The sequence below is a fragment of the Microbacterium sp. LWH11-1.2 genome (assembly GCF_038397745.1).
Classification (GTDB): Bacteria; Actinomycetota; Actinomycetes; order Actinomycetales; family Microbacteriaceae; genus Microbacterium.
On record NZ_CP151636.1, the window covers coordinates 2,560,769 to 2,584,223 of the forward strand.

Annotated in this window: 28 protein-coding genes; 25 read left to right on the plus strand and 3 right to left on the minus strand. The window is 69.5% G+C overall.

Features of this window, described 5'->3' with window-relative positions; translation table 11 throughout:
• Positions 1–190 precede the first annotated feature (190 nt).
• The 4 genes from MRBLWH11_RS12360 (at position 191) to hisH (ending at position 3,063) form a co-directional block, all read left to right on the plus strand.
• Complete coding sequence (locus tag MRBLWH11_RS12360) at positions 191–571, plus strand: LysM peptidoglycan-binding domain-containing protein (protein WP_341945086.1); 381 nt, start codon at positions 191–193, stop codon at positions 569–571.
• Positions 572–731: 160 nt separating this feature from the next.
• On the plus strand, positions 732–1,817 hold the full coding sequence (locus tag MRBLWH11_RS12365) for a histidinol-phosphate transaminase (protein WP_341945087.1): 1,086 nt from the start codon (positions 732–734) through the stop codon (positions 1,815–1,817).
• Positions 1,814–2,431 (plus strand): imidazoleglycerol-phosphate dehydratase HisB, encoded by a 618-nt coding sequence (hisB, locus tag MRBLWH11_RS12370; protein ID WP_116636477.1) that lies wholly within the window; start codon positions 1,814–1,816, stop codon positions 2,429–2,431. The genes MRBLWH11_RS12365 and hisB overlap by 4 nt, the downstream gene beginning before the upstream one ends.
• Positions 2,428–3,063 carry an imidazole glycerol phosphate synthase subunit HisH gene (hisH, locus tag MRBLWH11_RS12375; RefSeq protein WP_341945088.1) on the plus strand — a complete coding sequence of 212 codons (636 nt, stop codon included), beginning with the start codon at positions 2,428–2,430 and terminating at the stop codon, positions 3,061–3,063. Before hisB ends, hisH begins: the two co-directional genes overlap by 4 nt.
• A gap of 10 nt (positions 3,064–3,073) precedes the next feature.
• Here hisH and MRBLWH11_RS12380 read toward each other — a convergent pair whose 3' ends face one another.
• Positions 3,074–4,516, minus strand: coding sequence for an AAA family ATPase (locus MRBLWH11_RS12380; RefSeq protein WP_341945089.1), 1,443 nt, complete (start codon positions 4,514–4,516; stop codon positions 3,074–3,076).
• A gap of 140 nt (positions 4,517–4,656) precedes the next feature.
• Here MRBLWH11_RS12380 and priA point away from each other — a divergent pair, with 140 nt between their 5' ends.
• Genes priA through MRBLWH11_RS12395 form a run of 3 tightly spaced genes read left to right on the plus strand, consistent with a single transcriptional unit; the run spans position 4,657 to position 6,617 of the window.
• Entirely contained in the window at positions 4,657–5,403 is a 747-nt protein-coding gene (priA, locus tag MRBLWH11_RS12385) for a bifunctional 1-(5-phosphoribosyl)-5-((5-phosphoribosylamino)methylideneamino)imidazole-4-carboxamide isomerase/phosphoribosylanthranilate isomerase PriA (protein WP_116636343.1), read from the plus strand.
• Positions 5,387–6,196 (plus strand): SseB family protein, encoded by an 810-nt coding sequence (locus MRBLWH11_RS12390; RefSeq protein WP_341945090.1) that lies wholly within the window; start codon positions 5,387–5,389, stop codon positions 6,194–6,196. Before priA ends, MRBLWH11_RS12390 begins: the two co-directional genes overlap by 17 nt.
• Positions 6,197–6,218: 22 nt before the next feature.
• Positions 6,219–6,617 (plus strand): hypothetical protein, encoded by a 399-nt coding sequence (locus tag MRBLWH11_RS12395; RefSeq protein ID WP_341945091.1) that lies wholly within the window; start codon positions 6,219–6,221, stop codon positions 6,615–6,617.
• A 192-nt stretch (positions 6,618–6,809) separates the two neighbouring features.
• On the opposite strand, the gene MRBLWH11_RS12400 is transcribed toward MRBLWH11_RS12395, so the two are convergent.
• Positions 6,810–7,208: a DUF1844 domain-containing protein gene (locus tag MRBLWH11_RS12400; protein WP_341945092.1), complete on the minus strand. Its 399-nt coding sequence runs from the start codon at positions 7,206–7,208 to the stop codon at positions 6,810–6,812.
• Positions 7,209–7,461: 253 nt separating this feature from the next.
• Between MRBLWH11_RS12400 and infC the strand changes: the two genes are divergently transcribed.
• The 3 genes from infC (at position 7,462) to rplT (ending at position 8,775) form a co-directional block, all read left to right on the plus strand.
• Positions 7,462–8,088: a translation initiation factor IF-3 gene (gene infC, locus MRBLWH11_RS12405; protein WP_116636339.1), complete on the plus strand. Its 627-nt coding sequence runs from the start codon at positions 7,462–7,464 to the stop codon at positions 8,086–8,088.
• Positions 8,089–8,161: 73 nt separating this feature from the next.
• Positions 8,162–8,356 carry a 50S ribosomal protein L35 gene (rpmI, locus tag MRBLWH11_RS12410; RefSeq protein ID WP_017828564.1) on the plus strand — a complete coding sequence of 65 codons (195 nt, stop codon included), beginning with the start codon at positions 8,162–8,164 and terminating at the stop codon, positions 8,354–8,356.
• Positions 8,357–8,388: 32 nt separating this feature from the next.
• Complete coding sequence (gene rplT, locus MRBLWH11_RS12415; RefSeq protein WP_045252681.1) at positions 8,389–8,775, plus strand: 50S ribosomal protein L20; 387 nt, start codon at positions 8,389–8,391, stop codon at positions 8,773–8,775.
• An 8-nt stretch (positions 8,776–8,783) separates the two neighbouring features.
• On the opposite strand, the gene MRBLWH11_RS12420 is transcribed toward rplT, so the two are convergent.
• The gene (locus MRBLWH11_RS12420; RefSeq protein WP_341945093.1) at positions 8,784–9,236 is read right to left on the minus strand and encodes a DUF2809 domain-containing protein; all 453 of its coding nucleotides are present in this window, start codon (positions 9,234–9,236) and stop codon (positions 8,784–8,786) included.
• Positions 9,237–9,293: 57 nt separating this feature from the next.
• On the opposite strand from MRBLWH11_RS12420, the gene MRBLWH11_RS12425 reads away from it, so the two are divergent.
• The 15 genes from MRBLWH11_RS12425 (at position 9,294) to MRBLWH11_RS12495 (ending at position 23,452) form a co-directional block, all read left to right on the plus strand.
• Positions 9,294–10,106 (plus strand): RNA methyltransferase, encoded by an 813-nt coding sequence (locus MRBLWH11_RS12425; RefSeq protein ID WP_341945094.1) that lies wholly within the window; start codon positions 9,294–9,296, stop codon positions 10,104–10,106.
• A 38-nt stretch (positions 10,107–10,144) separates the two neighbouring features.
• Positions 10,145–10,816, plus strand: coding sequence for a response regulator transcription factor (locus tag MRBLWH11_RS12430; RefSeq protein WP_116636336.1), 672 nt, complete (start codon positions 10,145–10,147; stop codon positions 10,814–10,816).
• 3 nt (positions 10,817–10,819) lie between these two features.
• The gene (locus tag MRBLWH11_RS12435; protein WP_341945095.1) at positions 10,820–12,193 is read left to right on the plus strand and encodes a HAMP domain-containing sensor histidine kinase; all 1,374 of its coding nucleotides are present in this window, start codon (positions 10,820–10,822) and stop codon (positions 12,191–12,193) included.
• Positions 12,190–13,152: a TAXI family TRAP transporter solute-binding subunit gene (locus MRBLWH11_RS12440; protein WP_341945096.1), complete on the plus strand. Its 963-nt coding sequence runs from the start codon at positions 12,190–12,192 to the stop codon at positions 13,150–13,152. The genes MRBLWH11_RS12435 and MRBLWH11_RS12440 overlap by 4 nt, the downstream gene beginning before the upstream one ends.
• A gap of 270 nt (positions 13,153–13,422) precedes the next feature.
• On the plus strand, positions 13,423–14,169 hold the full coding sequence (locus MRBLWH11_RS12445) for an amino acid ABC transporter ATP-binding protein (protein ID WP_341947827.1): 747 nt from the start codon (positions 13,423–13,425) through the stop codon (positions 14,167–14,169).
• A gap of 58 nt (positions 14,170–14,227) precedes the next feature.
• Positions 14,228–15,133, plus strand: coding sequence for a glutamate ABC transporter substrate-binding protein (locus tag MRBLWH11_RS12450; protein WP_341945097.1), 906 nt, complete (start codon positions 14,228–14,230; stop codon positions 15,131–15,133).
• A gap of 62 nt (positions 15,134–15,195) precedes the next feature.
• On the plus strand, positions 15,196–15,843 hold the full coding sequence (locus tag MRBLWH11_RS12455; RefSeq protein ID WP_116636332.1) for an amino acid ABC transporter permease: 648 nt from the start codon (positions 15,196–15,198) through the stop codon (positions 15,841–15,843).
• Positions 15,840–16,772, plus strand: coding sequence for an amino acid ABC transporter permease (locus tag MRBLWH11_RS12460; protein WP_341945098.1), 933 nt, complete (start codon positions 15,840–15,842; stop codon positions 16,770–16,772). Before MRBLWH11_RS12455 ends, MRBLWH11_RS12460 begins: the two co-directional genes overlap by 4 nt.
• 45 nt (positions 16,773–16,817) lie before the next feature.
• Positions 16,818–17,453, plus strand: coding sequence for a hypothetical protein (locus MRBLWH11_RS12465; protein ID WP_341945100.1), 636 nt, complete (start codon positions 16,818–16,820; stop codon positions 17,451–17,453).
• A 51-nt stretch (positions 17,454–17,504) separates the two neighbouring features.
• On the plus strand, positions 17,505–18,545 hold the full coding sequence (pheS, locus tag MRBLWH11_RS12470) for a phenylalanine--tRNA ligase subunit alpha (RefSeq protein WP_341945102.1): 1,041 nt from the start codon (positions 17,505–17,507) through the stop codon (positions 18,543–18,545).
• Positions 18,545–21,067, plus strand: a complete 2,523-nt coding sequence (gene pheT, locus MRBLWH11_RS12475; RefSeq protein WP_341945103.1) for a phenylalanine--tRNA ligase subunit beta — start codon at positions 18,545–18,547, stop codon at positions 21,065–21,067. Before pheS ends, pheT begins: the two co-directional genes overlap by 1 nt.
• A 46-nt stretch (positions 21,068–21,113) precedes the next feature.
• Positions 21,114–21,827, plus strand: coding sequence for a DUF402 domain-containing protein (locus MRBLWH11_RS12480; RefSeq protein ID WP_341945104.1), 714 nt, complete (start codon positions 21,114–21,116; stop codon positions 21,825–21,827).
• Between the two features lie 51 nt (positions 21,828–21,878).
• Entirely contained in the window at positions 21,879–22,154 is a 276-nt protein-coding gene (locus MRBLWH11_RS12485) for a type II toxin-antitoxin system Phd/YefM family antitoxin (RefSeq protein ID WP_341945106.1), read from the plus strand.
• Positions 22,151–22,423: a type II toxin-antitoxin system RelE/ParE family toxin gene (locus MRBLWH11_RS12490; protein ID WP_341945107.1), complete on the plus strand. Its 273-nt coding sequence runs from the start codon at positions 22,151–22,153 to the stop codon at positions 22,421–22,423. The genes MRBLWH11_RS12485 and MRBLWH11_RS12490 overlap by 4 nt, the downstream gene beginning before the upstream one ends.
• Before the next feature lie 60 nt (positions 22,424–22,483).
• Complete coding sequence (locus MRBLWH11_RS12495; protein WP_341945108.1) at positions 22,484–23,452, plus strand: NAD-dependent epimerase/dehydratase family protein; 969 nt, start codon at positions 22,484–22,486, stop codon at positions 23,450–23,452.
• Positions 23,453–23,455: the final 3 nt, after the last annotated feature.

Here is a 23,455-nt window from a genome sequence, read left to right on the forward strand (position 1 = left end):
TGGAAGATCTGTTCGAGCGTGTCGGAAGATTCGGGGGTCCGATTTCGAAGAACAGTTGACAGATGTTCGAACTCGAAGATATCTTCGGAACGTAGCTTCGCATTCACGGCTCCCGGCCGAGACGCGAATGCGAACGCTACGCCAACTTCACCGCCGGCCTCGCCGACGGGGACAGGGTAAGGAGCCCGACATGAGCAGCATCAGCATCAGCACCGCAGCGGTCATCCCGGCACGCCCGGCGACCCGGTCGCGACTGCGACTGACGGCTCGTGGTCGTGGTGTGCTGCTCGCCCTCTCCGCGGTTCCGCTCGCGGTCGGCATCGCCTTCGCGGCGATCAGCGGAGGCAGCGCCATCGCCGCGGGCGACGACACTGCCAGCAGCTTCAGCAGCGCGGACTTCCAGACCGTGACGGTTCTCCCCGGTGACACGCTCTGGTCGATCGCCAACACGGTCGCCCCCACCGCCGACCCGCGCGACGTGATCGGCGAGATCAGCCGTCTCAACATGCTGCGCGGCGGGGCCCTGCAGATCGGCCAGGAGCTCGCGATCCCTGCGCAGTACTCGAACTGACCCTTCGGCAGGCTCAGTCCTTCGACGGGCTCAGGAACCCATTCTTCGGCAGGCTCAGGAACCCATCCTTCGGCAGGCTCAGGAACCCATCCTTCGGCAGGCTCAGGAACCCAAGGGGAGGGGTGCGTCACGCGGAGGGCGCGCGGCCTAGCATGGAAGGGTGACTTCCTCACTCGATGCCCTCCCGCTCCGTGACGATCTTCGCGGGCTCACCCCGTACGGTGCGCCGCAGGCGCCGCTCCCCATCGCGTTGAATGTCAACGAGAACACGCATCCCGTGCCCGATGCGGTCGCGAGCGACATCCTCGACGACATCGCCGTCGCGCTGCGCGATGTGAACCGGTACCCGGATCGTGAGTTCACGACACTGCGCGAGGGATTCGCCGAGTATCTCGGTCACGGCCTCACATCGGATCAGATCTGGGCGGGCAACGGCTCGAACGAGGTCCTCCAGCACATCCTGCAGGCGTTCGGCGGCCCTGGGCGCACGGCGTTCGGCTTCGCGCCGACGTACTCCATGTACCCGCTCATCTCGCAGGGAACGGGGGCGCGCTGGGTCGCGGGCACCCGTCAGCCCGACTACACGATCACGCCCGACGAAGCGGCGGAGCAGGTCCGTGCGGTCGATCCCGACGTGATCCTGCTCTGCTCGCCGAACAACCCGACGGGCACCCCGCTCGGACTCGACGTCGTCGAAGCGGTGTACGAAGAGGCGCGCGGCATCGTGGTCGTGGACGAGGCGTATCAGGAGTTCGCGCCGCGCGACGCGGCATCCGCTCTGACACTCCTCGAAGGACGCCCGCGTCTGGCCGTCTCCCGCACCATGAGCAAGGCGTTCGCCTTCGCCGGCGCGCGCGTGGGCTACCTCGCTGCGGATCCCGCCTTCATCGACGCGCTGCGCCTGGTGCGGCTGCCGTACCACCTCAGCGCCCTCACCCAGGCGGCGGCGGTCGCCGCGCTGCGCAACTCCGACGTCATGCTCGGCATGGTCGAGGAGATCGTCGAGCAGCGCGACCGCATCTCGGCGACGCTCGAGGCGCTGGGATACACGCCCCACGAATCCTGGTCGAACTTCGTCCTCTTCGGCGGCGTCGCCGACCCGCGCGCGACGTGGCAGCAGCTGTACGAACGCGGCGTGCTCATCCGCGACGTCGGCATCCCGGGTCACCTCCGCGTGACGGCGGGCACCGAGGCCGAGACCACCGCATTCCTCGATGCCCTGGCCTCGATAGGATCGGCATCATGAGCACTCTCGCCCAGAACCCGCGCACCGCGAGCCGTGTGCGCAGCACGTCGGAGTCCACCGTCGAACTCGAGCTGAACCTCGACGGCACCGGAGCCTCGCGCATCGACACCTCCGTGCCGTTCTTCGACCACATGCTCACCGCCTTCGCGAAACACTCGCTGACCGATCTCACCGTCCGCGCATCGGGCGACACGAACATCGACGCGCACCACACCGTCGAAGACGTCTCGATCGTGCTCGGTCAGGCGATCCTGCAGGCGCTCGGCGACAAGTCGGGCATCTCGCGCTACGGCGACGCACTCGTGCCGCTCGACGAAGCTCTCGCGCAGGCCGTCGTCGACATCTCCGGACGCCCGTACCTCGTGCACGAGGGGGAGCCCGCAGGGTTCGAGCACCACCTCATCGGAGGACACTTCACGGGTTCGCTCGTGCGGCACGTGTTCGAGGCCATCGCCTTCAACGCGGCGCTGACGGTGCACGTGCGCGTGCTCGGTGGTCGCGATCCGCACCACATCGCCGAGGCGGAGTTCAAGGCCTTCGCCCGTGCGTTCCGCCAGGCCAAGGCCCTCGACCCGCTGGTCGACGGCGTGCCGTCCACCAAGGGCGCGCTGTGAGCCGAGCGCCCAGGGTCGCCGTCTTCGACTACGAGTCGGGCAACGTCCACTCGGCGGTCAAGGCGCTCGTCGCGGCCGGTGCAGACGCCATCCTCACGCGCGACCGCAAGGAGGCGCTCGAGGCCGACGGTCTGCTCGTGCCCGGCGTCGGCGCGTTCCAGGCCGTGCGCGACGCGCTGCATGCGCACGGCGGAGACGAGATCATCGACCGTCGCCTCGCCGGCGGTCGCCCGGTGCTCGGCATCTGCGTCGGCATGCAGGTGCTGTTCGCGCACGGAGTCGAGCGGGGTCACGACACCGAGGGCCTCGGGGAGTGGCCGGGCGCCGTCACCGAGCTCAACGCGCCCGTGCTGCCGCACATGGGCTGGAACACGGTCGAGCCCGGCGTCGACAGCGTCCTGTTCCGCGGGATCGAGCAGGAGCGCTTCTACTTCGTGCATTCGTACGCCGCCCAGTCCTGGGAACTCGACGTCATCCCGCCGTTCCCGCAGCCCGTGCTCACGTGGTCGACGTACGGCGATCCCTTCCTCGCCGCCGTGGAGAACGGGCCCCTGTCGGCCACGCAGTTCCACCCCGAGAAGTCGGGCGAGGCCGGAATCCAGCTGCTGCGGAACTGGGTCGAGAGCCTCTGACGCCTACGGCTCAGAACCCTCGGGCGACCGACGCTCCGGCGGCCAGCCAGGCGCGCTGCGTGCGCTTCGCGAGCGCTCCGTAACGCAGGTGCCCGTCGACCATCTCGTGGTCGAACGGGATGCTGACGACATCGCGGGCCAGCGACTGGTAGCCGCTCACGACGTGCTCGACCTCGGTCGGGGTCGCCTTGGGGTCGGCTTGGGAGACCACGACGACCGAGCTCCTCGCGAGCCGTGCGGAGCGCTCGTCGCGATCCTCGAGAGCCTCGAGGAGCAGTGCGCCGGCCTCGGCGTGATCGGCGCGCGTCGTCGTCGCGACCACCAGCTGGTCGGCATGATCGATCATGCGCAGCCACATGGGGTCGGATTCGTCGTTGCCCGAGTCGATGATGATGAGCCGGTAGAACTTCGCGGCGACCGCGTGGATCGCGTCCACGTCGGCGGGGCTCAGACGGTTCTCATGCGCGAGCCGGATCGGCTTCGAGCGCAGCACGTCGTACTTCTCCCGCGGCTGGTGGTGCATGAAGTGCGCGAGGTCGGCGGACTGGGCGCCGGTTCCGAGCAGCCGCTCGACGTCGGGGAGCAGCTCGAGCAGTGTGCGGTCGTGCGGTCCCGTGTCGGTCCGCCAGCCGAGAGTGCCCCGGGTCTGATTGTTGTCCCAGGCCAGCACGCCCGCGCCGCCGTACCGTGCGAACACGGCGGAGAGCAGGATCGTCGTCGGGGTCTTACCGGCGCCGCCCTTGCCGTTCACGACGGCGATCGTGCGGGGGCCCGGCCAGTGCTGGCTCACGGCGAGCTCGTCGTCGCGTGCCGACTGCTCCTGGGCGGAGGGGCGCACGCGGAAGCCGATCCGGTTCAGGACACCGCGCGCTCCATCGCGTGCCGGCTCCTCCGGACGCTCCGTCTGCAGGAAGGAGTTCCGCTCGCGCAGCTCGCGACGGGATGCCGGCTCGACGGCGGCAGGCGCACCAGGCGTCGGAGCGAAGACAGGGTGCGGGGTGGCCGGGGGCACGGCGAAGGCGGGTGGCGGACCGGCGGGTGCGGGTGAGACAGGCGTGGAGGAGACGGGCGACGACGCGACGACCGGAGGCGCGGCAGGTGCCGACGGGGCGACCGCAGGTGATGACGGCGGAGGCGGCGCGGATGCCGGGACCGCCGGCTGCTCGGGCGCGGATGCCGCACGCGACGGACTCGCAGGAGTGGGCGCGGCCGCGGCCGGCCTCGGCACGGTGTCCTCGGGGAACTGGTCGTCGCGGTCCTCCGCCATCCGCACTTCGCGGGCCTCGGCTCGCGTGCGCCGATAAGGCGGCTGCGGCGCGGACGCGGTCGTCGGCAGCGGCGGCACCGGGGGGACATCCGCGGGGAAGAGCGGGACCGACTCGACGAGCGGCGGCTGGTCCCCGTGCGCGGGCGGGGCCGCGGAGGGTGTGGCGTCTTCGTGCGGTCCGGACATGATCCCTCAGCCTAGCTCCTGCATTTCGCGTGCATTTCTCGCGCATTTGGAGGCCGCCCACGGGAGCGGTACCCTCAGTTCTCGTGCGTCCGAGACGGGTGTGCCGGACCACGGATCTGATATTCCGAGCTTAGGAACCCATGAACGACTTCGCGCAGTCCCCCTCGCTCACGCTCCTCCCCGCGGTCGATGTCGCCGGCGGCAAGGCCGTTCGTCTGACTCAGGGCGAGGCCGGCACGGAGACGAGCTACGGCGACCCTCTGGACGCGGCAGGGGAGTGGGTGTCGCAGGGCGCGCAGTGGATCCACCTCGTCGATCTCGACGCGGCCTTCGGCCGTGGCAGCAACGCGCCGATCCTCCGCAAGGTCATCAAGCAGTTCAAGCAGGTCAACGTCGAGCTGTCCGGCGGCATCCGCGACGACGCGACCCTGGAGGCGGCCCTGGAGAGCGGTGCGACCCGCATCAACCTCGGCACCGCCGCGCTGGAGAACCCGGAGTGGGCCGCCGACGTGATCGGCCGCTACGGCGAGGCGATCGCGGTCGGCCTGGACGTGCGTGGCACGACGCTCGCCGCCCGCGGCTGGACGAAGGAGGGCGGTGACCTCTGGGAGGTGCTCGACCGCCTCGAGGATGCCGGATGCAGCCGCTACGTCGTCACCGATGTGACCAAGGACGGCACGCTGCGCGGCCCGAACCTGGAGCTGCTGCGCGAGGTCGCCTCGCGCACTCCCAAGCCCGTCGTCGCCTCGGGCGGCATCTCGAACCTCGATGACATCGCCGCGCTCCGCGAGCTCGTGCCGCTCGGCATCGAAGGCGCGATCGTCGGCAAGGCGCTGTATGCCGGGGCGTTCACGCTGGCTGAGGCGCTGGATGTCGCAGGGGACTGACGACGCCTGCGGGCATGGCGACGGCGCCGCCCGCGCGGAAAACCGTGCCGACTCCGCCGGCGTGCCCTGGGAGGGGCGCAGCTTCGAGTCGAATCCGCACACAGACGACGACGGCTCCGCAGATCCGGCGCTGCTCGATGCGCTGCTGCGCTTCCGCTCCGGCGACGGGTCGCAGGTCGAGGTCGTCGACGCGTTCCGCTCCGCACGCGTCCTGATCCCCTTGGTCGCCGAGAAGGGCGACGACGGCGTCGGCCCCACCGGCCTCACGGTCGACAAGACCCAAGAGCTCTCGATCGTCACGGTCGCAGCCCCCGACGGTCGCCGGGTGCAGCCGGTCTTCTCCTCGGTCGAGTCGATGCAGCGCTGGGATGCCGCGGCGCGTCCGATCCCCGTGGAGGCCACGAGAGCCGCTCTCGCGGCATCCGCGGATGACACCGACCTCATCGTGCTCGATCCGACATCCGACACCGAGTTCGTCATCCGTCGACCCGCGGTGTGGGCGATCGCGCAAGGGCACGCGTGGGAGCCGAGCTTCCTCTCGCCCGAGGTGTTCGGCGCCCTCCAGGCGAGTGTGGCGCACGAACTCGCCGTGATCGACGTCGCGGTCGCCGCCGGCGATCCCGACGCGCGCCTGCGCGGACCGGAACTGATCGTCATCCTCGAGCTCGTCGACGGCATGGAGCGCGAGGTGCTCGATGCGGTCCTCGCACGTCTCGCGCAGCGCTGGGCATCCGACGACCGCATCGCCGTGCTCGCCGACTCGCTCACGGTGAAGCTCCGCCGCAGCGTCTGATCAGGTTCGTTAGGGTGGCCGCATGCGCAGAGCGGCGACCACGATCCTGACGGCAGCGCTTCTGCTTCCGGCTCTGACCGGCTGTGCGATGAACGCCTGCCCGGCGATCGGCTACGTCAGCGTCCTGACGGTGGATGCCGGCGCCTACGGTGACGACGTCTGGGTGCAGCTGTGCGTGCCCGGCGGCTGTTCCGTCGGCCCCGACGGCCAGGAGACTCCGTCCACCGATCCGACCGTCCCGTTCGTGGGGGAGGAGCCCGGCGAGTTCCTCTTCCTGGCCGTTCCCGACGCCGTCACCGCGCACGTCTTCGCCGCCGACGGCACCCTCCTCGCCGAGCAGGAGCACGCCATCACCTGGACTCACTCCACGGAGCAGTGCGGCGGCCCCTCGACGACCCCGCCCCTCGTCCTGGAACCCTGACCCCGCGAAGGCGCACGTACTTCCCCGTCGCCCTCAACGAATCCGCGTCATTGCTCCGAGACCTGCGGGCGCAGCGATCCCGCCGGGAGCGAGCATCGGGAGGGGCCCGCGCAGCGGGAGGGCCCCCGCTCTGCGAGCGAAGGCGGGATCGCTGCGCCCGCCCCGCAGATTCTGCCTACCCCACCACGAGAACTAGTTGACCGGCCCCGTCCACTTCTCCCCGGGCCCCTTGCCGATCGGGTCGGGGATGGAGGAGGCCTCGCGGAAGGCGAGCTGGAGGGAGCGAAGCCCGTCGCGCAGGGAGCGCGCGTGCATGTCGCTGATCTCGGGGGCGCCGGCGGTGATGAGCCCGGCGAGGGCGTTGATGAGCTTGCGGGCCTCGTCGAGGTCGAGCTGTGCGCCCGCGGCGGGGTCATCGGCGAGGCCGAGCTTCACGGCTGCCGCGCTCATGAGATGCACGGCCGCGGTGGTGATCACCTCGACGGCCGGGACGTCCGCGATGTCCCGGGTGGCGGATGACGCTGCCTCCTCCTGTCGTGCCCAGCGCTCTTCGCGCTCGCGTGCAGCCTCGTCCGGTGCCTGGTTCGTCACTTCGCCTTGCCTTCTGTTAGACTTTGGCGGGCTCCGGAGCGTCATGCTCCGGTACGAAAGAGGATTCACTTCCCACCCGCGCTTGCCGTTCAAGGCTACCGGGTCCAGCACTCCGCCGGCTCCGATCGTGAGATCGAGCCGGTAGCAGGGTGCGAGCCGGCGTCTGAATGCCGGTGGGTGGGGGACGATTCCGAATTCGCCTGTGATGCATCCAGCGTCGCGGTGGCCGAATCACATCGTCTAAGGAGCACCTATCAGCGATCCCCGCACCAATGAGCGCATCCGCGTCCCCGAGGTCCGCCTCGTCGGCCCCGCGGGTGAGCAGATCGGCGTCGTCCGCATCGAGGCGGCGCTGCGCCTTGCGCAGGAAGCCGACCTCGACCTCGTCGAGGTCGCGCCCAACTCGAAGCCGCCCGTGGTCAAGATCATGGACTACGGCAAGTTCAAGTACGAGGCCGCGCAGAAGGCGAAGGAAGCTCGTCGCAACCAGGCGAACACGATCCTCAAGGAAGTCCGCTTCCGTCTGAAGATCGAAGCTCACGACTACACGACCAAGCTCAAGCGCGCCGAGGGCTTCCTCAAGGCCGGTGACAAGGTCAAGGCCATGATCCTGTTCCGCGGTCGCGAGCAGTCGCGCCCCGAGCAGGGTGTCCGTCTCCTCCGCAAGTTCGCCGAGGACGTCGCCGAACTCGGCACGGTCGAGTCGAACCCGACGATCGACGGTCGCAACATGGTCATGGTGGTCGCACCGCTGAAGAACAAGTCCGAGGCCAAGGCGGAGCAGAACGCCGTCCGCGACGCGCAGCGCGCCGCGAACAAGCAGGCCTCGCGCGAAGCCAAGAGCGAGTCGGAAGCTCCGGCTGCCGCTCCGGCGGAGTGACATCCGCCCCCAGAACTCCCGCACCGCGGGTTGACACCGTCGCCTGAGAAGGCGCCATACGAAGGAAGAGAAGATGCCGAAGCAGAAGACCCACTCGGGTGCTAAGAAGCGCTTCAAGATCACCGGCAGCGGCAAGCTGAAGAAGCAGCAGGCCGGGATGCGCCACAACCTCGAGCACAAGTCGAGCCGTCGCACCCGTCGTCTGAACCAGGACCAGGTGCTCTCGAAGGCTGACACCAAGGTCGCGAAGAAGCTTCTCGGCCGCTGACGCGCCGAACGCACGAATAGGAACCCAGGAAAATGGCAAGAGTCAAGCGGGCAGTAAACGCCCACAAGAAGCGCCGCGTCATCCTCGAGCGCGCGTCCGGATACCGTGGACAGCGTTCGCGCCTGTACCGGAAGGCCAAGGAGCAGGTCATCCACTCCCTGGTCTACTCGTACCGGGACCGTCGCAAGCGCAAGGGCGACTTCCGTCGTCTCTGGATCCAGCGCATCAACGCTGCGGCACGCCAGAACGGCATCACGTACAACCGCTTCATCCAGGGCCTCGGCCTCGCGGGTGTCACGGTCGACCGTCGCATGCTCGCCGACCTCGCGGTCAACGACGCAGCGACGTTCACGACGCTGGTCGAGACGGCGAAGAAGGCTCTGCCCTCCGACGTCAACGCACCGAAGTCGGCTGCGTAAGCACCTCTTCAGACAGGGCGCTCTCCTTCGGGAGGGCGCCCTTCGTCGTTCTCGGATGCGGCGCCGACGCGGATTCGCGTGATGGCGATGTCGATGACGGATGCCGCGGCGACGGCCGTCGCGTAGACGACGATGTCCCGTGCGTCGAAGCCGGATCCGAGGACGAGCTCGATCGGCGGGAACACCGACGCCGCTTCGCGCGGGAGCGCGGTGAGCTGCAGCAGTTCGACGGCGGTGCATACCGCGAACGCGAACGCCGCGACCAGCGGACGAGGCGCCCGCGGTGCGACGAGGGCTGTGAGCAGGTAGATGAGCACGGCGTAGAGGGCGTCGCCGGAGATGTCGCCGACCGTTCCGCCGACGCTGCGATGGATGAACAGTCCGAGACCGATCGTCGTCGCGGCGAGGACGGCGAGTGCGGTCCGCCGGCGGGCACGGGTCGCCGGGGGATCGTTCGCCATGGACGCACCTTATCCCGATGGTGCGGGAAGCGGCCGTGCGCCTCCTAGACTGTGATCGTGCTGGAGAACCCCCGCTCCCCCCGAGTCCGCGCCGTGGCGAAGCTGACCAAACGCAGTGCTCGCACCGAGACGGGCCTGTTCCTTCTCGAAGGTCCGCAGGCCGTCCGTGAAGCGCTCACCTACCGTCCCGAGGCGATCGTCGAGCTCTTCGCGACCCCGAACGGCTGGGAGAAGCATCCGGACATCCGCGCGAAGGCCGGAGAGGCCGACATCGACGTCGAGTACGTGACGGAATACGTGCTCAACGCCATGGCAGACACGGTCACCCCGCAGGGCCTCGTCGCGGTCGTCCATCAGACGCCGACGTCGGTGCGCGACATCTTCGCCGCGTCCCCTCGTCTGGTCGCGATCTGCGAGGAGGTGCGGGATCCCGGGAACCTCGGCACGATCATCCGCGCCGCGGATGCCGCGGGTGCGGATGCCGTCGTGCTGACCGGACGCACTGTCGATCCGTACAACCCGAAGGTCGTCCGCGCCACGACCGGATCGCTCTTCCACCTGCCGGTCTCGGTGGCGGGAGACCTCGCCGATGTGGTGAAGCGCGCGCATGACGCGGGTCTGCGCATCCTGGCCGCCGACGTGAAGGGCGACGACCTGCTCGAGGCGCGAGCGCAGGGCCTCCTGGCCGAGCCCACAGGCTGGCTGTTCGGCAACGAGGCCCGTGGTCTGGAAGACGACGCTCTCGCCCTCGCGGACCGGGTCCTCAAGCTGCCCATCTTCGGCCGCGCCGAATCGCTGAACCTCGCGACCGCTGCCAGCGTGTGCCTCTACGAGAGCGCCTTCGCCCAGCGGGCTTCGTCGCCGGGCTGACGCGGTGGGCTGATGCGGGATCGCGGGGAGCAGAGTCGATGCGGATTCTGATCGTGGAGGACGACGAGCGGGTCGCTGCTGCGCTCGAGGCGTTCCTGGCGCGCTCCGGCTACGCCACCGTCCGCGCGTCCGACGGCGCCGCGGCGCTCGACCTGCTCGGCGTCGACACCGAGGTCGTGCTGCTCGACCTCGGTCTGCCGGACGTCGACGGGATCGACCTGTGCCGTCGCATCCGGGGCAGGTCGGATGTGCCGATCGTGATCGTCACGGCCCGCAATCAGGTCACCGAACGCATCAAGGGGCTCCGCGCCGGCGCCGACGACTTCGTCGTGAAGCCGTATGACGTGCACGAGCTCCTGGCGCGGATCGAGGCGGTGACGCGGCGCTCGCGACCGATGCGCGCCGAGTCGGAGGCACGGGTGCTGCTCGACGGGGGCGACGTGCAGATCGACCTCGTGGCCCGTCAGGTGCTCGTCGAGGGCGGTCCGATCGACCTCACCCGCAAGGAGTTCGACATCGTGGCCGTGCTCGCGCGGTATCCCGGCGTCGCCGTGCCGAAGGAGCGTCTGATCCGCGAGGTGTGGAACACCGACTGGCGGGGCTTCGGGCACTCGCTGGAGGTCCACGTCGGCGCGATCCGCCGGAAGACCGGGGACCGTCGCCTCATCGAGACAGTGCGCGGCGTCGGCTACCGGCTCGCGGGGTCCTGAGCGATGCGCCGACGCCTGGTCATCGTGTTCCTCGTGCCTCTGGTCGCGATCCTGCTCACGCTCGGCGGTGCCGCCGGGTGGGGTGCCGCGCGCAGCATCCAGCAGGCGTTCTATGCCGAGCAGCTCGGCGACCTCGGCTACTTCGTCACGAGCGCCCGCCAGTCGCTCCGCTCCGGCAGCTCTGCGGTGGTCGACGCCGAGGTCCTGAGGTTCCAGGAGGTCTACGGCATCGACGTGATGGTGTTCGACCTCGCCGGCAGCGTGTGGGCGGGGGAGCACGACGGAGCGGTGCTCTCCGACGCTGACGCGGAGCGCGTGCGGCTGGCGCTGTCGGGTCGACGGGCCGAGCCGCCGGGGACGGTCTTCCCGTGGGTCGTCGCCGACGCGGCGCTCGTCGAGCCCGTGTTCGACGACGGCGATGTCATCGGAGCGGTGCTGGTGTCGGCCGACGTCGCCGCGCCGCGCGCCGCGATCCTGCAGCAGGCCATCGTGCTGTCGGTGATCGCCGTGGCGCTGATCGGACTGGGTGTGCTCCTGGTCTTCCGACTCGCCCGCTGGGTGCTCTCGCCGGTGCGCCGCCTCGACGAGGCGATGGTGGCGATCGAGCGCGGGGAGATGGACACCCGCGTCGCCGAGGACACCGGCCCGCCGGAGCTGCGGCGCATGACGAGGGTGTTCAACGGCATGGCCGATGAGATCGAGCGGGTGATGACGCGGCAGCAGGAGTTCGCGCTGAACGCCTCGCACGAGCTGCGCAATCCGCTGAACGCCCTGCTCCTGCGCGTCGAGCATCTCGCCACCGGTCTCGGCGCCGAGTGGCGGGACGACGTCGAGGAGACCAGGGAGGAGGGGCGCAGGATGGTCCGCATCCTCGAGACCCTGCTCGGTCTCGCTCGAGGAGGGCGCAGCGATTCGACGATCTCCGCGGTCGACCTCGCGACGCTGGCCGCCCGACGGACCGAGGCGTGGCGCGATGTCGCCGGTCAGCGCGGCATCGCGCTGCAGAGGGTCGGACAGAGCGCGGTGATGAGCGTCACCGACCGGACCATCGTGGAGAGCGCGCTGGATGCGGTCATCGACAACGCGGTGAAGTTCTCGCCGTCCGGCTCCACGGTCGAGATCGGCGCGGGACGCGAGGGCGAGATGTGCCGGATCACGGTGCGCGACCAGGGGCCGGGGCTGACCGAGGAGCAGGTGGCATCGGCGGCCGACAGGTTCTGGCGCAGCGACGACAGTCGGAGCGTGCCCGGCTCGGGCCTCGGGCTCGCGATCGCGACCGACCTGCTGGCCTCGGTCGGCGGCGAGCTGGCCGTCACGTCGACCGAGGGGGACGGACTGACCGTCTCCCTTCTGATCCGCGACGGAGCGGACTCATGATCCCGCGCCGCCGCCGTGCCGTCGCCGTTCTCGCCGTGCTCGCGCTGCTCGGAGGGTTGACCGGCTGCACGTCGCGGGCAAGCGAATGGACGGGCGAGGAGTACGCGATCGCGGGCGGCGGGTCGACAGGTGTCTACTTCGACTACGGCGGACACCTCGCCGCGGAGCTTTCACAGTCCCTGGACATCCGGATGTCGGTCGACGAGACCGCCGGATCCGTCGACAACCTCCTGCGCGTGAGCGCGGGAGAGGCGCTGATCGGCTTCGCACAGGGAGATGCGGCAGCCGACGCCGTGGCTGGAGCAGGAGCGTTCCCCGAACCTCTGGACATCGAGGCCGTCGCGCGGCTGTACGACGAGTACCTGCACGTTGTCGTGCGCGGGGACTCCGAGATCGAGGGGATCGCCGATCTGGCCGGGCGGGACGTCTCCCTGGGGGCGGAGAACTCCGGGGTCAACGTCATCGCGGGGAGGGTCCTGGATGCCGCGGGCGTCGTAGCGGCATCCGTCCGCAACCCGCAGCTCGACCTGAGCGGATCGATCGAGGCGATGGAGAACGGAGAGATCGACGGCTTCTTCTGGGTGGGTGGGCTGCCGACCCCCGGAATCGCGGAGCTGTCCGAGCGGATGCCGGTGCGCCTGCTCCCGATCGAGCAGGACTGGGTCATTGAGGTGAACGAGCAGTACTCGCACGCGTACCGCCCGGCGGACGTCCCGGAGGGCATGTACGGCCTCGAGGAGGGGGCGCCCACCATGGCGGTGCCCAACTATCTCGTCACCTCGGCCGCCACTCCGGACGGCATCGTCCGCGACGTGCTGTCCGGTCTCTTCGACGCGCGTCCGCGGATCGCGGAGCAGGTTCCGGCGGCGGCGCTGCTCGATCGGCGTCAGGCGATCTTCACCGGTCCCGTCGCGCTGCATCCCGGGGCCGTCGAGTACTATCGCGACCTGCGCGACTGAGCCGTCGAGCGAGTCTCAAGAAATCCTCAAGAACTCTGACAGCGGATCGGCGCTCTGCCAATCTGAGGTCGATCGTGCACGATCGACGGTCCCGCTGCTCGCAGTCGTCGGGCGGGAGCGCAGCGGCAGGACCCGATCCACGGCCCGCGGGGGCGGGCCGTGGATCACCCGCGCAGAGACGCCGGGTGGGCACGGTCCCGTGTCACGAACGTGTAAATACTGTCCCGGTGCCTGGAGCCCCGCGAACGACCTGGCTAGCTTGGAGAAATGATGACCTCTGATACACCCCTCGTCGTGGTCGACAACGTCCAGAAGCACTACGGCGACTTCCAGGCGCTGACCGACATCGATCTGACCGTCAACTCGGGTGAGGTCGTCGTGGTGATCGGTCCGTCCGGCTCCGGCAAGTCGACGCTGTGCCGCACGATCAACCGTCTCGAGACGATCACCAGCGGTAGCATCAGCATCGACGGCAAGGCGCTCCCCGCCGAGGGCAAGGGGCTCGCGCACCTCCGCGCCGACGTCGGCATGGTGTTCCAGTCGTTCAACCTCTTCGCCCACCTCACGATCCTCGAGAACATCACGCTCGGTCCGATCAAGGTCCGCGGGCTGAAGAAGGCGGATGCCGAGAAGGAGGCCATGGCCCTCCTCGAGCGCGTGGGCGTGGCCCAGCAGGCGTCCAAGCTCCCTGCGCAGCTCTCCGGCGGTCAGCAGCAGCGTGTGGCCATCGCCCGAGCGCTGGCGATGCACCCGAAGGTCATGCTCTTCGACGAGCCCACCAGCGCGCTCGACCCCGAGATGATCAACGAGGTCCTCGACGTGATGGTCGAGCTCGCCCAGGAGGGCATGACGATGATCGTCGTGACCCACGAGATGGGCTTCGCGCGGAAGGCCGCCGACCGCGTGGTCTTCATGGCCGACGGCCGGATCGTGGAGGAGGCGACTCCGGAGGAGTTCTTCACGAACCCGAAGAGCGATCGCGCCAAGGACTTCCTCTCGAAGCTCCTCACCCACTGAGCTTCTTTACCAGAAACCACCACAGACCCTGCACACACAGCAACTGAAGGAGACGCACATGCGACGCACACGGACACTGGCAGGCATCGGAATCGCGGCGGTGGCCCTGCTGGCGCTCACGGCCTGCAACAGCGGCAGCCCGTCCGACCCCGGCGCCGGCACCGGCGACGAGGGCGGCGAGGAGTCGACCTGGTTCGAGGTCGCCACCGATGTCGAGCTCGAGGGCAGCCCGACGTTCGACGCCATCAAGGAGCGCGACAAGGTCGTCATCGGCGTCAAGGAGGACCAGCCCGGTCTCGGCTACCTCGATGTGACGACGAACGAGCGCACCGGCTTCGACGTCGACATCGCCCGCTGGATCGCCGCCTCCCTCGGCTACGACGAGGACAAGATCGAGTTCAAGCCGATCGCCTCCGCCAACCGCGAGCAGGCGCTCGTGAACGGCGACGTCGACTACTACGTCGGCACGTACTCGATCACCGACAAGCGCAAGGAGCAGATCGCCTTCGCCGGTCCGTACTTCATCACCGGTCAGGGCCTGCTGGTCGCGGCCGACAACGAGGACATCAAGAGCGAAGCCGACCTGTCGGCCGACACCACGGTGTGCTCGGCGACCGGCTCGACGCCGATCCAGAACATCCGGACCAACTTCCCGGAGGTCCCCACCAAGGAGTTCGACCTGTACTCGGCCTGCGTCGAGGCGCTGCTCTCCGGTGAGGTCCAGGCGGTCACGACCGACCAGGCCATCCTCATCGGCTACGCGGCTCAGGACCCCGACAACCTGAAGGTCGTCGGCGAGCCCTTCACCGAGGAGCGCTACGGCGTCGGCCTGGCCAAGGACGACGCGGCTCTCCAGGAGCACATCAACACGCTGTTCACCGACGGCGGTGACATCTGGCAGGCGATCTTCGACAAGAACCTCGGTTCGTCGGGCATCGAAGTCTCCCAGCCCACCGTCGACTGATCGGCTCGAGGGGGCGGCCGTCCGCGGCCGCCCCCTCCTCGGAACCGGAAGGGGAGGGCGGCGTGGACGTCATCTTCGGAAACCTCGATCTCTGGGGAACAGCGGTGCGCAACACGCTGCTGATCTTCTTCGGCGGCGGTGTGCTCGCACTCGTCCTCGGGATCATCGTCGGAGCGGCGCGCGTCGCGCCCGTGCCGATCGCCCGCGCTGTCGGCACGGTGTACGTGAACCTCATCCGCAACACCCCGCTGACCCTCGTCTTCTTCTTCTTCATCTTCGGCTACCCCCAGCTCGGGCTGCCGAAACTGAGCACCACGGTGCTCGGCATCCTCGCCATCGGCATCTACACGGCGACGTACGTCGCCGAGGTGATCCGCGCGGGCATCAACACCGTTCCGGTCGGCCAGGCCGAAGCAGCTCGCGCCATCGGCCTGCCGTTCGGCCAGGTGATGTCGCTCGTCATCCTGCCGCAGGCCTTCCGCTCGGTCGTCCCGCCCATGATGAGCGTCTTCATCGCTCTCCTGAAGAACACCACGGTCGCCGCCGGATTCTCGGTGGTCGAGCTCGGAGCCATCCGCTCCTACCTCAGCGAGCGCGGGGAGAACGCGCTCGTCGTGCTGCTCTGGGTCGCCCTCATCTTCGTCGCCCTGGTCATGCTGCTCAGCTGGCTTCAGCGCTATCTCGAGAACAAGTGGAGGATCGCGCGATGACTTCCGTCCTGTACGACGTCCCCGGTCCCCGGGCGATCCTGCGGAACCGCCTGATCGGTGTCGGCACCGTCGTGGTGGTGCTCGCGCTGCTCGCCTTCATCGGCTACCGCTTCTACGAGAGCGGCCAGTTCGACGCCTCACGCTGGTACGTGTTCACGTTCAGCGCCGTCTGGACGCAGATCTTCGGAGCCCTGGGCCGCACCCTCGCCGCCTTCGCGCTGGCCGGCATCCTCGCGATCATCCTCGGTTTCGTCCTGGCGATCGGTCGGCTCTCCGACCACGCCTGGATCCGCGTCCCGGTGACCGTCGTCACCGAGTTCTTCCGCGCGGTTCCGGTGCTCGTCTTCATGATGCTGCTCTACTACGGCCTGCCCGTGCTCGGCATCAAGATGGAGCCGTACTGGGCCGTGGTCCTCGCGCTCATGGTCTACAACGGCTCCGTGCTGGCCGAGGTCCTCCGCGCCGGTGTGGAATCGCTGCCGCGCGGTCAGAGCGAGGCCGGCTACGCGATCGGCCTGCGCAAGAGCGGCGTCATGCGGCTGATCCTCATGCCGCAGGCGATCAGGGCGATGCTCCCGGTCATCGTCGCCCAGCTGGTCGTGACCCTCAAGGACACGGCGCTCGGGTTCATCATCACCTACCCCGAGCTGCTCTACTTCGCGAAGCAGCTCACGTCTCAGCAGGGCCGACCGGTCCTGCAGTCGGCCTTCGTCATCGGCGGCATCTACATCATCATGTGCCTGATCCTCTCCGGCGTCGCGAAGTGGCTGGAGATCCGCACTCGTCGTTCTCCGCGGCTGCAGGGCGGCACGCCGGTGGGCGGCGGGGACGATCCGCGTCTCCACGGCGGAGGCACGGACACCGAGCTCATCGCCATGCAGGGCGGCGCGGGTAAATTCCACCTCGGCAACAGCTCAGGCGGCGTCTGAGCCCGAAGGCGTGCACGAGACGTCCCGTCTGGCAGGCTTGACCTCGTGCACGTCGAACCGGTCCCGACTCATCCTCCTGCGAGCAGCCGGACCCTCTCGGAGTGGTTGGATCCGGAACTCGCTGAGCGATACGGCGTCGAGTCGCGCACCCGGTTGCGTGAGATCGCCGCGGCGCGGGCGATGCGCCGCGGTATGTGGGGGGCCTTCGTGTCGCTCGGCGCATCGTCGACGATCGTCGGGATCGGCATCCTCACCCTCGGCGTGGCGCCGTCCGCATCGGTGCCGTGGGTGATCGCCGGCGTCCTCGTCGTCGTCGCCGCCGCGCTGTTCCTGCGGCGCGAACGCGACTGGATCCCGAGACCGGGCAAGTCCTACACGACTCGTGGTGCGGGGGACCTGCGCGGCGGTGCCATCGCCGCGCTGAGCATCTTCCTCGTCTTCAACGTCTTCCTCGTCCCTGCGATGATGTCGGGCGCCGATCCGATGCCGCTCCTCGTGCTCGACGGCGCCTTCGCCCTGCTGCTCGTCTCCGGGTTCGTCGTCCCGGCCGCGATCCTCGGCCGGGGGAGGGAGACGCTGCGTCGGCAGGCGTTCCGCGACCCGCGACTCGCAGCCGCGCTGGAGGCCGAGCGCCTCACCTGGATCGCCGGCACAGCGGTGCCGATGTTCGGCCCGCTCTGACACCGCCACCGGTGAGAGACCGCCGCGCGACCCCCGGTAGACTCGTCTCTCGTGTCTGAGTCTCCTGAAATCACCCCGGAAGCGGTCGAAGCAGCCGTCGCGGCGGCGCTTGCCGCGATCTCCGCAGCCGCCGACACCGCCGAGCTGAAGGCCGCCCGTGCGGCCCATGTGGCGGAGGGCTCGCCGCTCGCCGTCCTCAACGCCTCGATGCGCCAGGTCGCCCCCGAGAACAAGGCCGCGTTCGGCAAGCTCGTCGGCCAGGGCCGTGGTCAGGTGACGCAGGCCCTCGCGGCCAAGGAGTCCGAGCTCGCGGCCGCCGAGGTCGCCGCGCGCCTCGAGGCGGAGCGGGTCGACATCACCGCCGTCCCCTCGCGCACGCGTGTCGGCGCACGGCATCCGCTCACGCTGCTCCAGGACCAGGTCTCCGACATCTTCGTCGGCATGGGGTGGGAGATCGCGGAGGGCCCGGAGCTCGAGCACGAGTGGTTCAACTTCGATGCCCTGAACTTCGACGTGGACCACCCCGCCCGTCAGGAGCAGGACACCTTCTACGTCGACCCGACCTCGCGTCACCTCGTCATGCGCACGCACACGAGCCCGGTGCAGGTGCGATCGATGCTCGACCGCGAGGTGCCGATCTACGTGCTGTGCCCCGGCCGGGTCTACCGCACCGACGAGTTCGACGCCACGCACCTGCCGGTGTTCACGCAGTTCGAGGGTCTCGTGATCGACAAGGGCATCACGATGGCGCACCTCAAGGGCACGCTCGACCACTTCGCGAAGCAGCTCTTCGGGCCCGAGGCCAAGATGCGCTTCCGCACCAACTACTTCCCCTTCACCGAGCCGTCCGCCGAGCTCGACCTGTGGCACCCGACCTTCAAGGGCGGCGCGCGCTGGATCGAGTGGGGCGGCTGCGGCATGGTCAACCCGAACGTGCTGCGTGCGGCCGGGATCGACCCCGAGGTGTACAGCGGCTTCGCGTTCGGCATGGGCATCGAGCGGGGACTGATGTTCCGCAGCGATGTGCAGGACATGCGCGACATGGCCGAGGGTGATGTCCGTTTCAGCGAGCAGTACGGGATGGTGGTGTGATGCGCGTCCCGCTTTCGTGGTTGCGTGAGTACGTCGATCTGGCAGCGGATGCCACGCCCGAGGATGTCCTCGCGGCGCTGGTGACCGTCGGCTTCGAAGAGGAGGACGTGCACCGGTTCGAGATCTCGGGCCCCGTCGTCGTCGGACAGGTCGTCTCGCTCGAGGCCGAGCCGCAGTCGAACGGCAAGACGATCAACTGGTGCCAGGTCGACGTGGGCGAGGCGCATGGCGGCGTCCGTGGGATCGTCTGCGGCGCGCACAACTTCGTCGCCGGCGACAAGGTCGTGGTCACGCTTCCCGGTGCCGTGCTGCCCGGTCCGTTCCCGATCGCGGCGCGCAAGACCTACGGCCATGTCTCGGACGGGATGATCGCCTCGGCGCGCGAACTCGGACTGGGCGACGAGCACAACGGCATCGTGGTGCTCTCGGATCTCGGCATCGACGCACCCGTCGGCACCGACGCGATCGCGCTGCTCGGACTCGACGACGTCGCCGTCGAGATCAACGTCACGCCCGACCGCGGCTACGCGTTCTCGCTGCGCGGCGTGGCTCGCGAGTACTCGCACGCGACCGGTGCGGACTTCCGCGACCCGGCTGAGCGCGACTTCGCCGAGCTCCAGCCCGGCGCCGGACACACGGCCGTCGTCGACGACCAGGCGCCGGTGCGCGGCCGCGTCGGTGCGAGCGAGTTCGTCACACGCGTCGTGCGCGGCGTCGATCCTTCGCGTCCGACACCGCCGTGGATGATCGCGCGGCTCAGCCTCGCCGGCATGCGCTCGCTCGGCGTACTGATCGACATCACCAACTACGTGATGCTCGAACTCGGCCAGCCGCTGCACGGCTACGACCTCGACAAGCTCGCCGGTGGCATCACGGTCCGCCGCGCGACGCCGGGGGAGAAGATGAAGACCCTCGACGGCGTCGAGCGCGCCCTGCACGTCGAAGACCTCCTCATCACCGACGACTCCGGTCCGATCGGCCTCGCCGGCGTCATGGGCGGCGGCACGACCGAGATGAGCGAGACCACGCGCAACGTGCTCATCGAGGCCGCGATCTTCGACCCGACGACCATCGCCCGCTCGGCCCGCCGTCACAAGCTGCCCAGCGAGGCGTCCAAGCGCTTCGAGCGCGGCGTCGACCCGCTCGTCCCGTTCGTCGCGGCCCGCCGCGTCGCCGACCTCATGGTCGAGCTCGCCGGTGGCGCGCTCACGGAAGAGGGCGGCGCGCTGTTCACCGAGGTCTTCGTCTCGGAGATCGAGCTTCCCGCCGGTTTCGTGCAGGGCCTGATCGGCGTCGACTACACGGATGCCGAGATCACCGGCGCGTTGACCACGATCGGCGCGGAAGTGTCCCCTTCGACGGGCTCAGGGACCGAGGGGGCCGGCTGGACGGTCATCCCGCCCACCTGGCGGCCCGACCTCACCGACAAGTGGACGCTGGCCGAGGAAGTGGCCCGCATCCACGGACTCGACCGCATCCCGTCGGTGCTGCCCACGCCGCCGTCGGGTCGCGGACTCACGGCTCACCAGCAGGGCCGGCGTCGCGTGGCCGACGCGCTGGCCGCCGCCGGTCTCGTCGAGACGCCGGCATTCCCGTTCACGACCGAGGCGCAGAACGACCTCCACGGGTCGGCTGGGGGGGAGCACCTCCCGAGCATCCGCCTGGCGAACGCGCTCGACGGCCAGGCGCCGTACCTGCGCCGTTCCCTCATCCCCGGCCTGCTGCAGACCGCGCACCGCAATATCGCGCGCGGGCTCACCGACCTGGCGATCTTCGAGACCGGTGTCGTGTTCCTCCCCGAGCCCGGTGTGGAGTACGGCACCGACGACGTGCCGCCGCTGGGTGCCCGTCCATCCGATGAGAAGCTCGCAGAGCTGAACGCCTCGATCCCTCCGCAGCATCGGCACGTCGCGGCCCTCCTGACCGGCAACGTCTCACCGCGTCAGCCAGGACGGGCCGCCGAGCTCGCCGGACTCGCCGAGGCGCTGGACGCGGTGCGCGTGATCGCCGCCGCTGCGGGCGTCGACATCGACGTCGTCCAGTCCGAGCGCGCCGCGCTGCATCCGGGTCGCACGGGCGCTCTCCGCGTCGGCGGAGAGGACGTCGGCTACGTGGGTGAGCTGCATCCCGCCGTGGCGGAGGACGCTGATCTGCCCGGTCGTGCGACCGTGCTCGAACTCGACCTCGATCGCGTCCTCGCGCTCGCGGGCGGACGCATCGTCGCGGAGTCGCTCTCGACCTTCACCGCTGCCACGCAGGACGTCTCGCTCACCGTCGCCGCGGATGTTCCCGCCGGCGACGTTCGCGCGGCGCTGGTCGAGGGAGCGGGCGCCCTGCTCGAATCGGTGCGACTCGTCGACGACTACCGCGGTGAGGGCGTGCCCGAGGGATCGAAGAGCCTGACCTTCGCGCTGCGCTTCCGCGCCGACGACCGCACGCTCACCGCGGCCGAGGCCACCGAGGCCAAGCTCGCGGGAGTCGCGGTCGCCGCCGAGCGCTTCGGCGCCGCGCTGCGGGACTGAGCGCAGGTTCCGCCGGACGGTGGCGGGGCCGGAGTACCGTGGCGGGATGAGCATCCTCCCCCAGGGCACTCCGGCCGCCGTCCCCGACGGCGCGCGACCGCTCGGCGAAGGGCCCTTCCTTCCCCCGGGCGCGCAGATCGACTGGCATTACCGCAAGCCCGGGTGGCAGCCGGGGGAGCCGTCGACGATCTCGCCGATGCGCGTGGTGCGCGATGACGAGCACGGTCTGGTCGCGTGGCTCGCGCCGGGGACGCTGCAGGAGTCGCAGGGAGCGCCCGACGGGCAGCGTGTACGCACCGTGCCGCTCGAGCGCCGCTGGCTGGAGGAGCGCACGCGCATCGTGGAGGAGTGGTGGGGCAACGGCGTGCTGCGCATCGCTCCGGCCGGGCTCCCGTGGTCGGTGTGGCTGTTCTGGAGCGAGACGACCGGGCCGGAGTGGACGTTCGCCGGGTGGTATGTGAACCTCGAGAACGCGCATCTGCGCACCGATCACGACACCTACTCGTCGGATCACATCCTCGACGTCGAGATCGACCCCGACGGCATGATCCACCTCAAGGACGAGGACGAACTGGCGGCGGCGATCGAACAGGGGCGGCTCAGCCCCGAGCAGGCCGCGCAGATCGAACGCCACGCGGATGCGGCGATCGCCTCGTTCGAGGCAGGTGACTGGCCCTTCGACGCCGAGTGGCGCCGTTGGCGGCCGGATCCGGCGTGGACGACCCCGGAGCTGGCCGGGCTCGGGGAGCTGCGCCGCTGAGAGACAGGATCCACGTTCCCCTGATGAGCGATTCGAGCTAGAATTCTGTACATGACAACTCTTTCGGTCGCCTCTGCTCGGGCCAGCTTCTCCAAGCTCGTGGATTCAGCGGCCTCGACGCATGAGCGTTTCGAGGTCACTCGCAACGGCGAACGTGTTGCTGTCCTCCTGGGCGCCGACGACTTCGATGCGATGCAGGAGACGATCGCCGTGCTGTCCGACGCCGAGGTGCTGAACGACATCCGTGACGCGGCCGATGGTGAGCGGTTCACGGTCGATGACGTTCGGCAGGCCATGGAGCAGCGTCGGTCCCCGGGCGCTGCGTGAGCGAACCGCACCGCGTCGTCTTCACCCGGGCTGCGAGGCGCGCACTCAGTGAGACCCTGCGGGAGAGCGTCGCGGCCGCCGCATTCGAATTCATCACCACGGCGCTCGCGGAGAATCCGCGGCGGGTGGGCAAGCCGCTTCGCGAGCCTCTCGCGCCGCTCTATTCGGCGAGACGCGGAGAGTACCGCGTGATCTACCGCATCCTGGATGAGCAGGCCGTCGTCGAGATCGTCTCCATCGCTCACCGTCGCGACGTCTATCACCGATGACCTGCCTTCTCTGAGCGGAGACACCTTCCCACCGGAGCCGGATGCTGGTGACATGGACCCATGACGAACGTGCTGATCCTGGGTGGGACGGGCTGGCTCTCGGGGCGCATCGCCCGACGATGGCTGGATGCCGGTGCGGCGGTGACCTGTCTCGCGCGCGGTGAGAGGGCTGCGCCGGATGGTGCGGCGCTCGTACGGGGTGATCGCGATGATCCCGTGGTCTACGCAGCCCTCGCCGCACGGGACTGGGATCAGGTGGTCGACATCTCCTCGCGGGCCGTGCATGTCGCCGGTGCGGTGGATGTGCTCGGCGATCGCGCCGCACGCTGGACGTACGTCTCGTCGATGTCGGTGTACTCCGACGACGAGACCGTCGGGGCGGACGAGTCCGCGCCGCAGCATCCGCCCGCTCAGCGCGGCGACGAGTACGAGTACGGCGCACAGAAGGCCGCAGCGGAGGACGCCGTCGCGACGCTCGGGCCGCGCGCGCTCATCGTGCGGCCCGGCCTCATCGTCGGCGAGGGAGACCCGAGCGACCGGTTCGGATACTGGGCGGCGGCCTTCACCCGTGCCGGTGCGGAGCCCGTGCTGCTCCCGCCGACGGACGGCCGCGCGACGCAGGTGATCGATGTCGACGACCTCGCCGACTATGTGGTCACGACGTCGGCGACCGGCCCGGTCAACACGATCGGGGACGTGCATCCGCTGGCCGAGGTGCTGGACGCCGTTCGTACCGCCGCGGGGCATACGGGAGACACGGTCGTCGCGACCGAGGACTGGCTCGTCGGGCAGGGCGTCGAGTACTGGATGGGGGAGCGCTCGCTGCCGCTCTGGCTCCCCGCGGAGATGACCGGATTCATGACGCGGTCGAACGCGCGATTCCATGCGACCGGCGGATCGCTCCGGCCGCTCGTCGAGACGATCGCCGATGTCGTCGCCGACGAGCGGGCTCGCGGGATCGACCGCGTCCGCCGTGCCGGACTCACCAGGGCGGAGGAGCGCGCGCTGCGGGCCGAGCTCGGTCGCTAGACT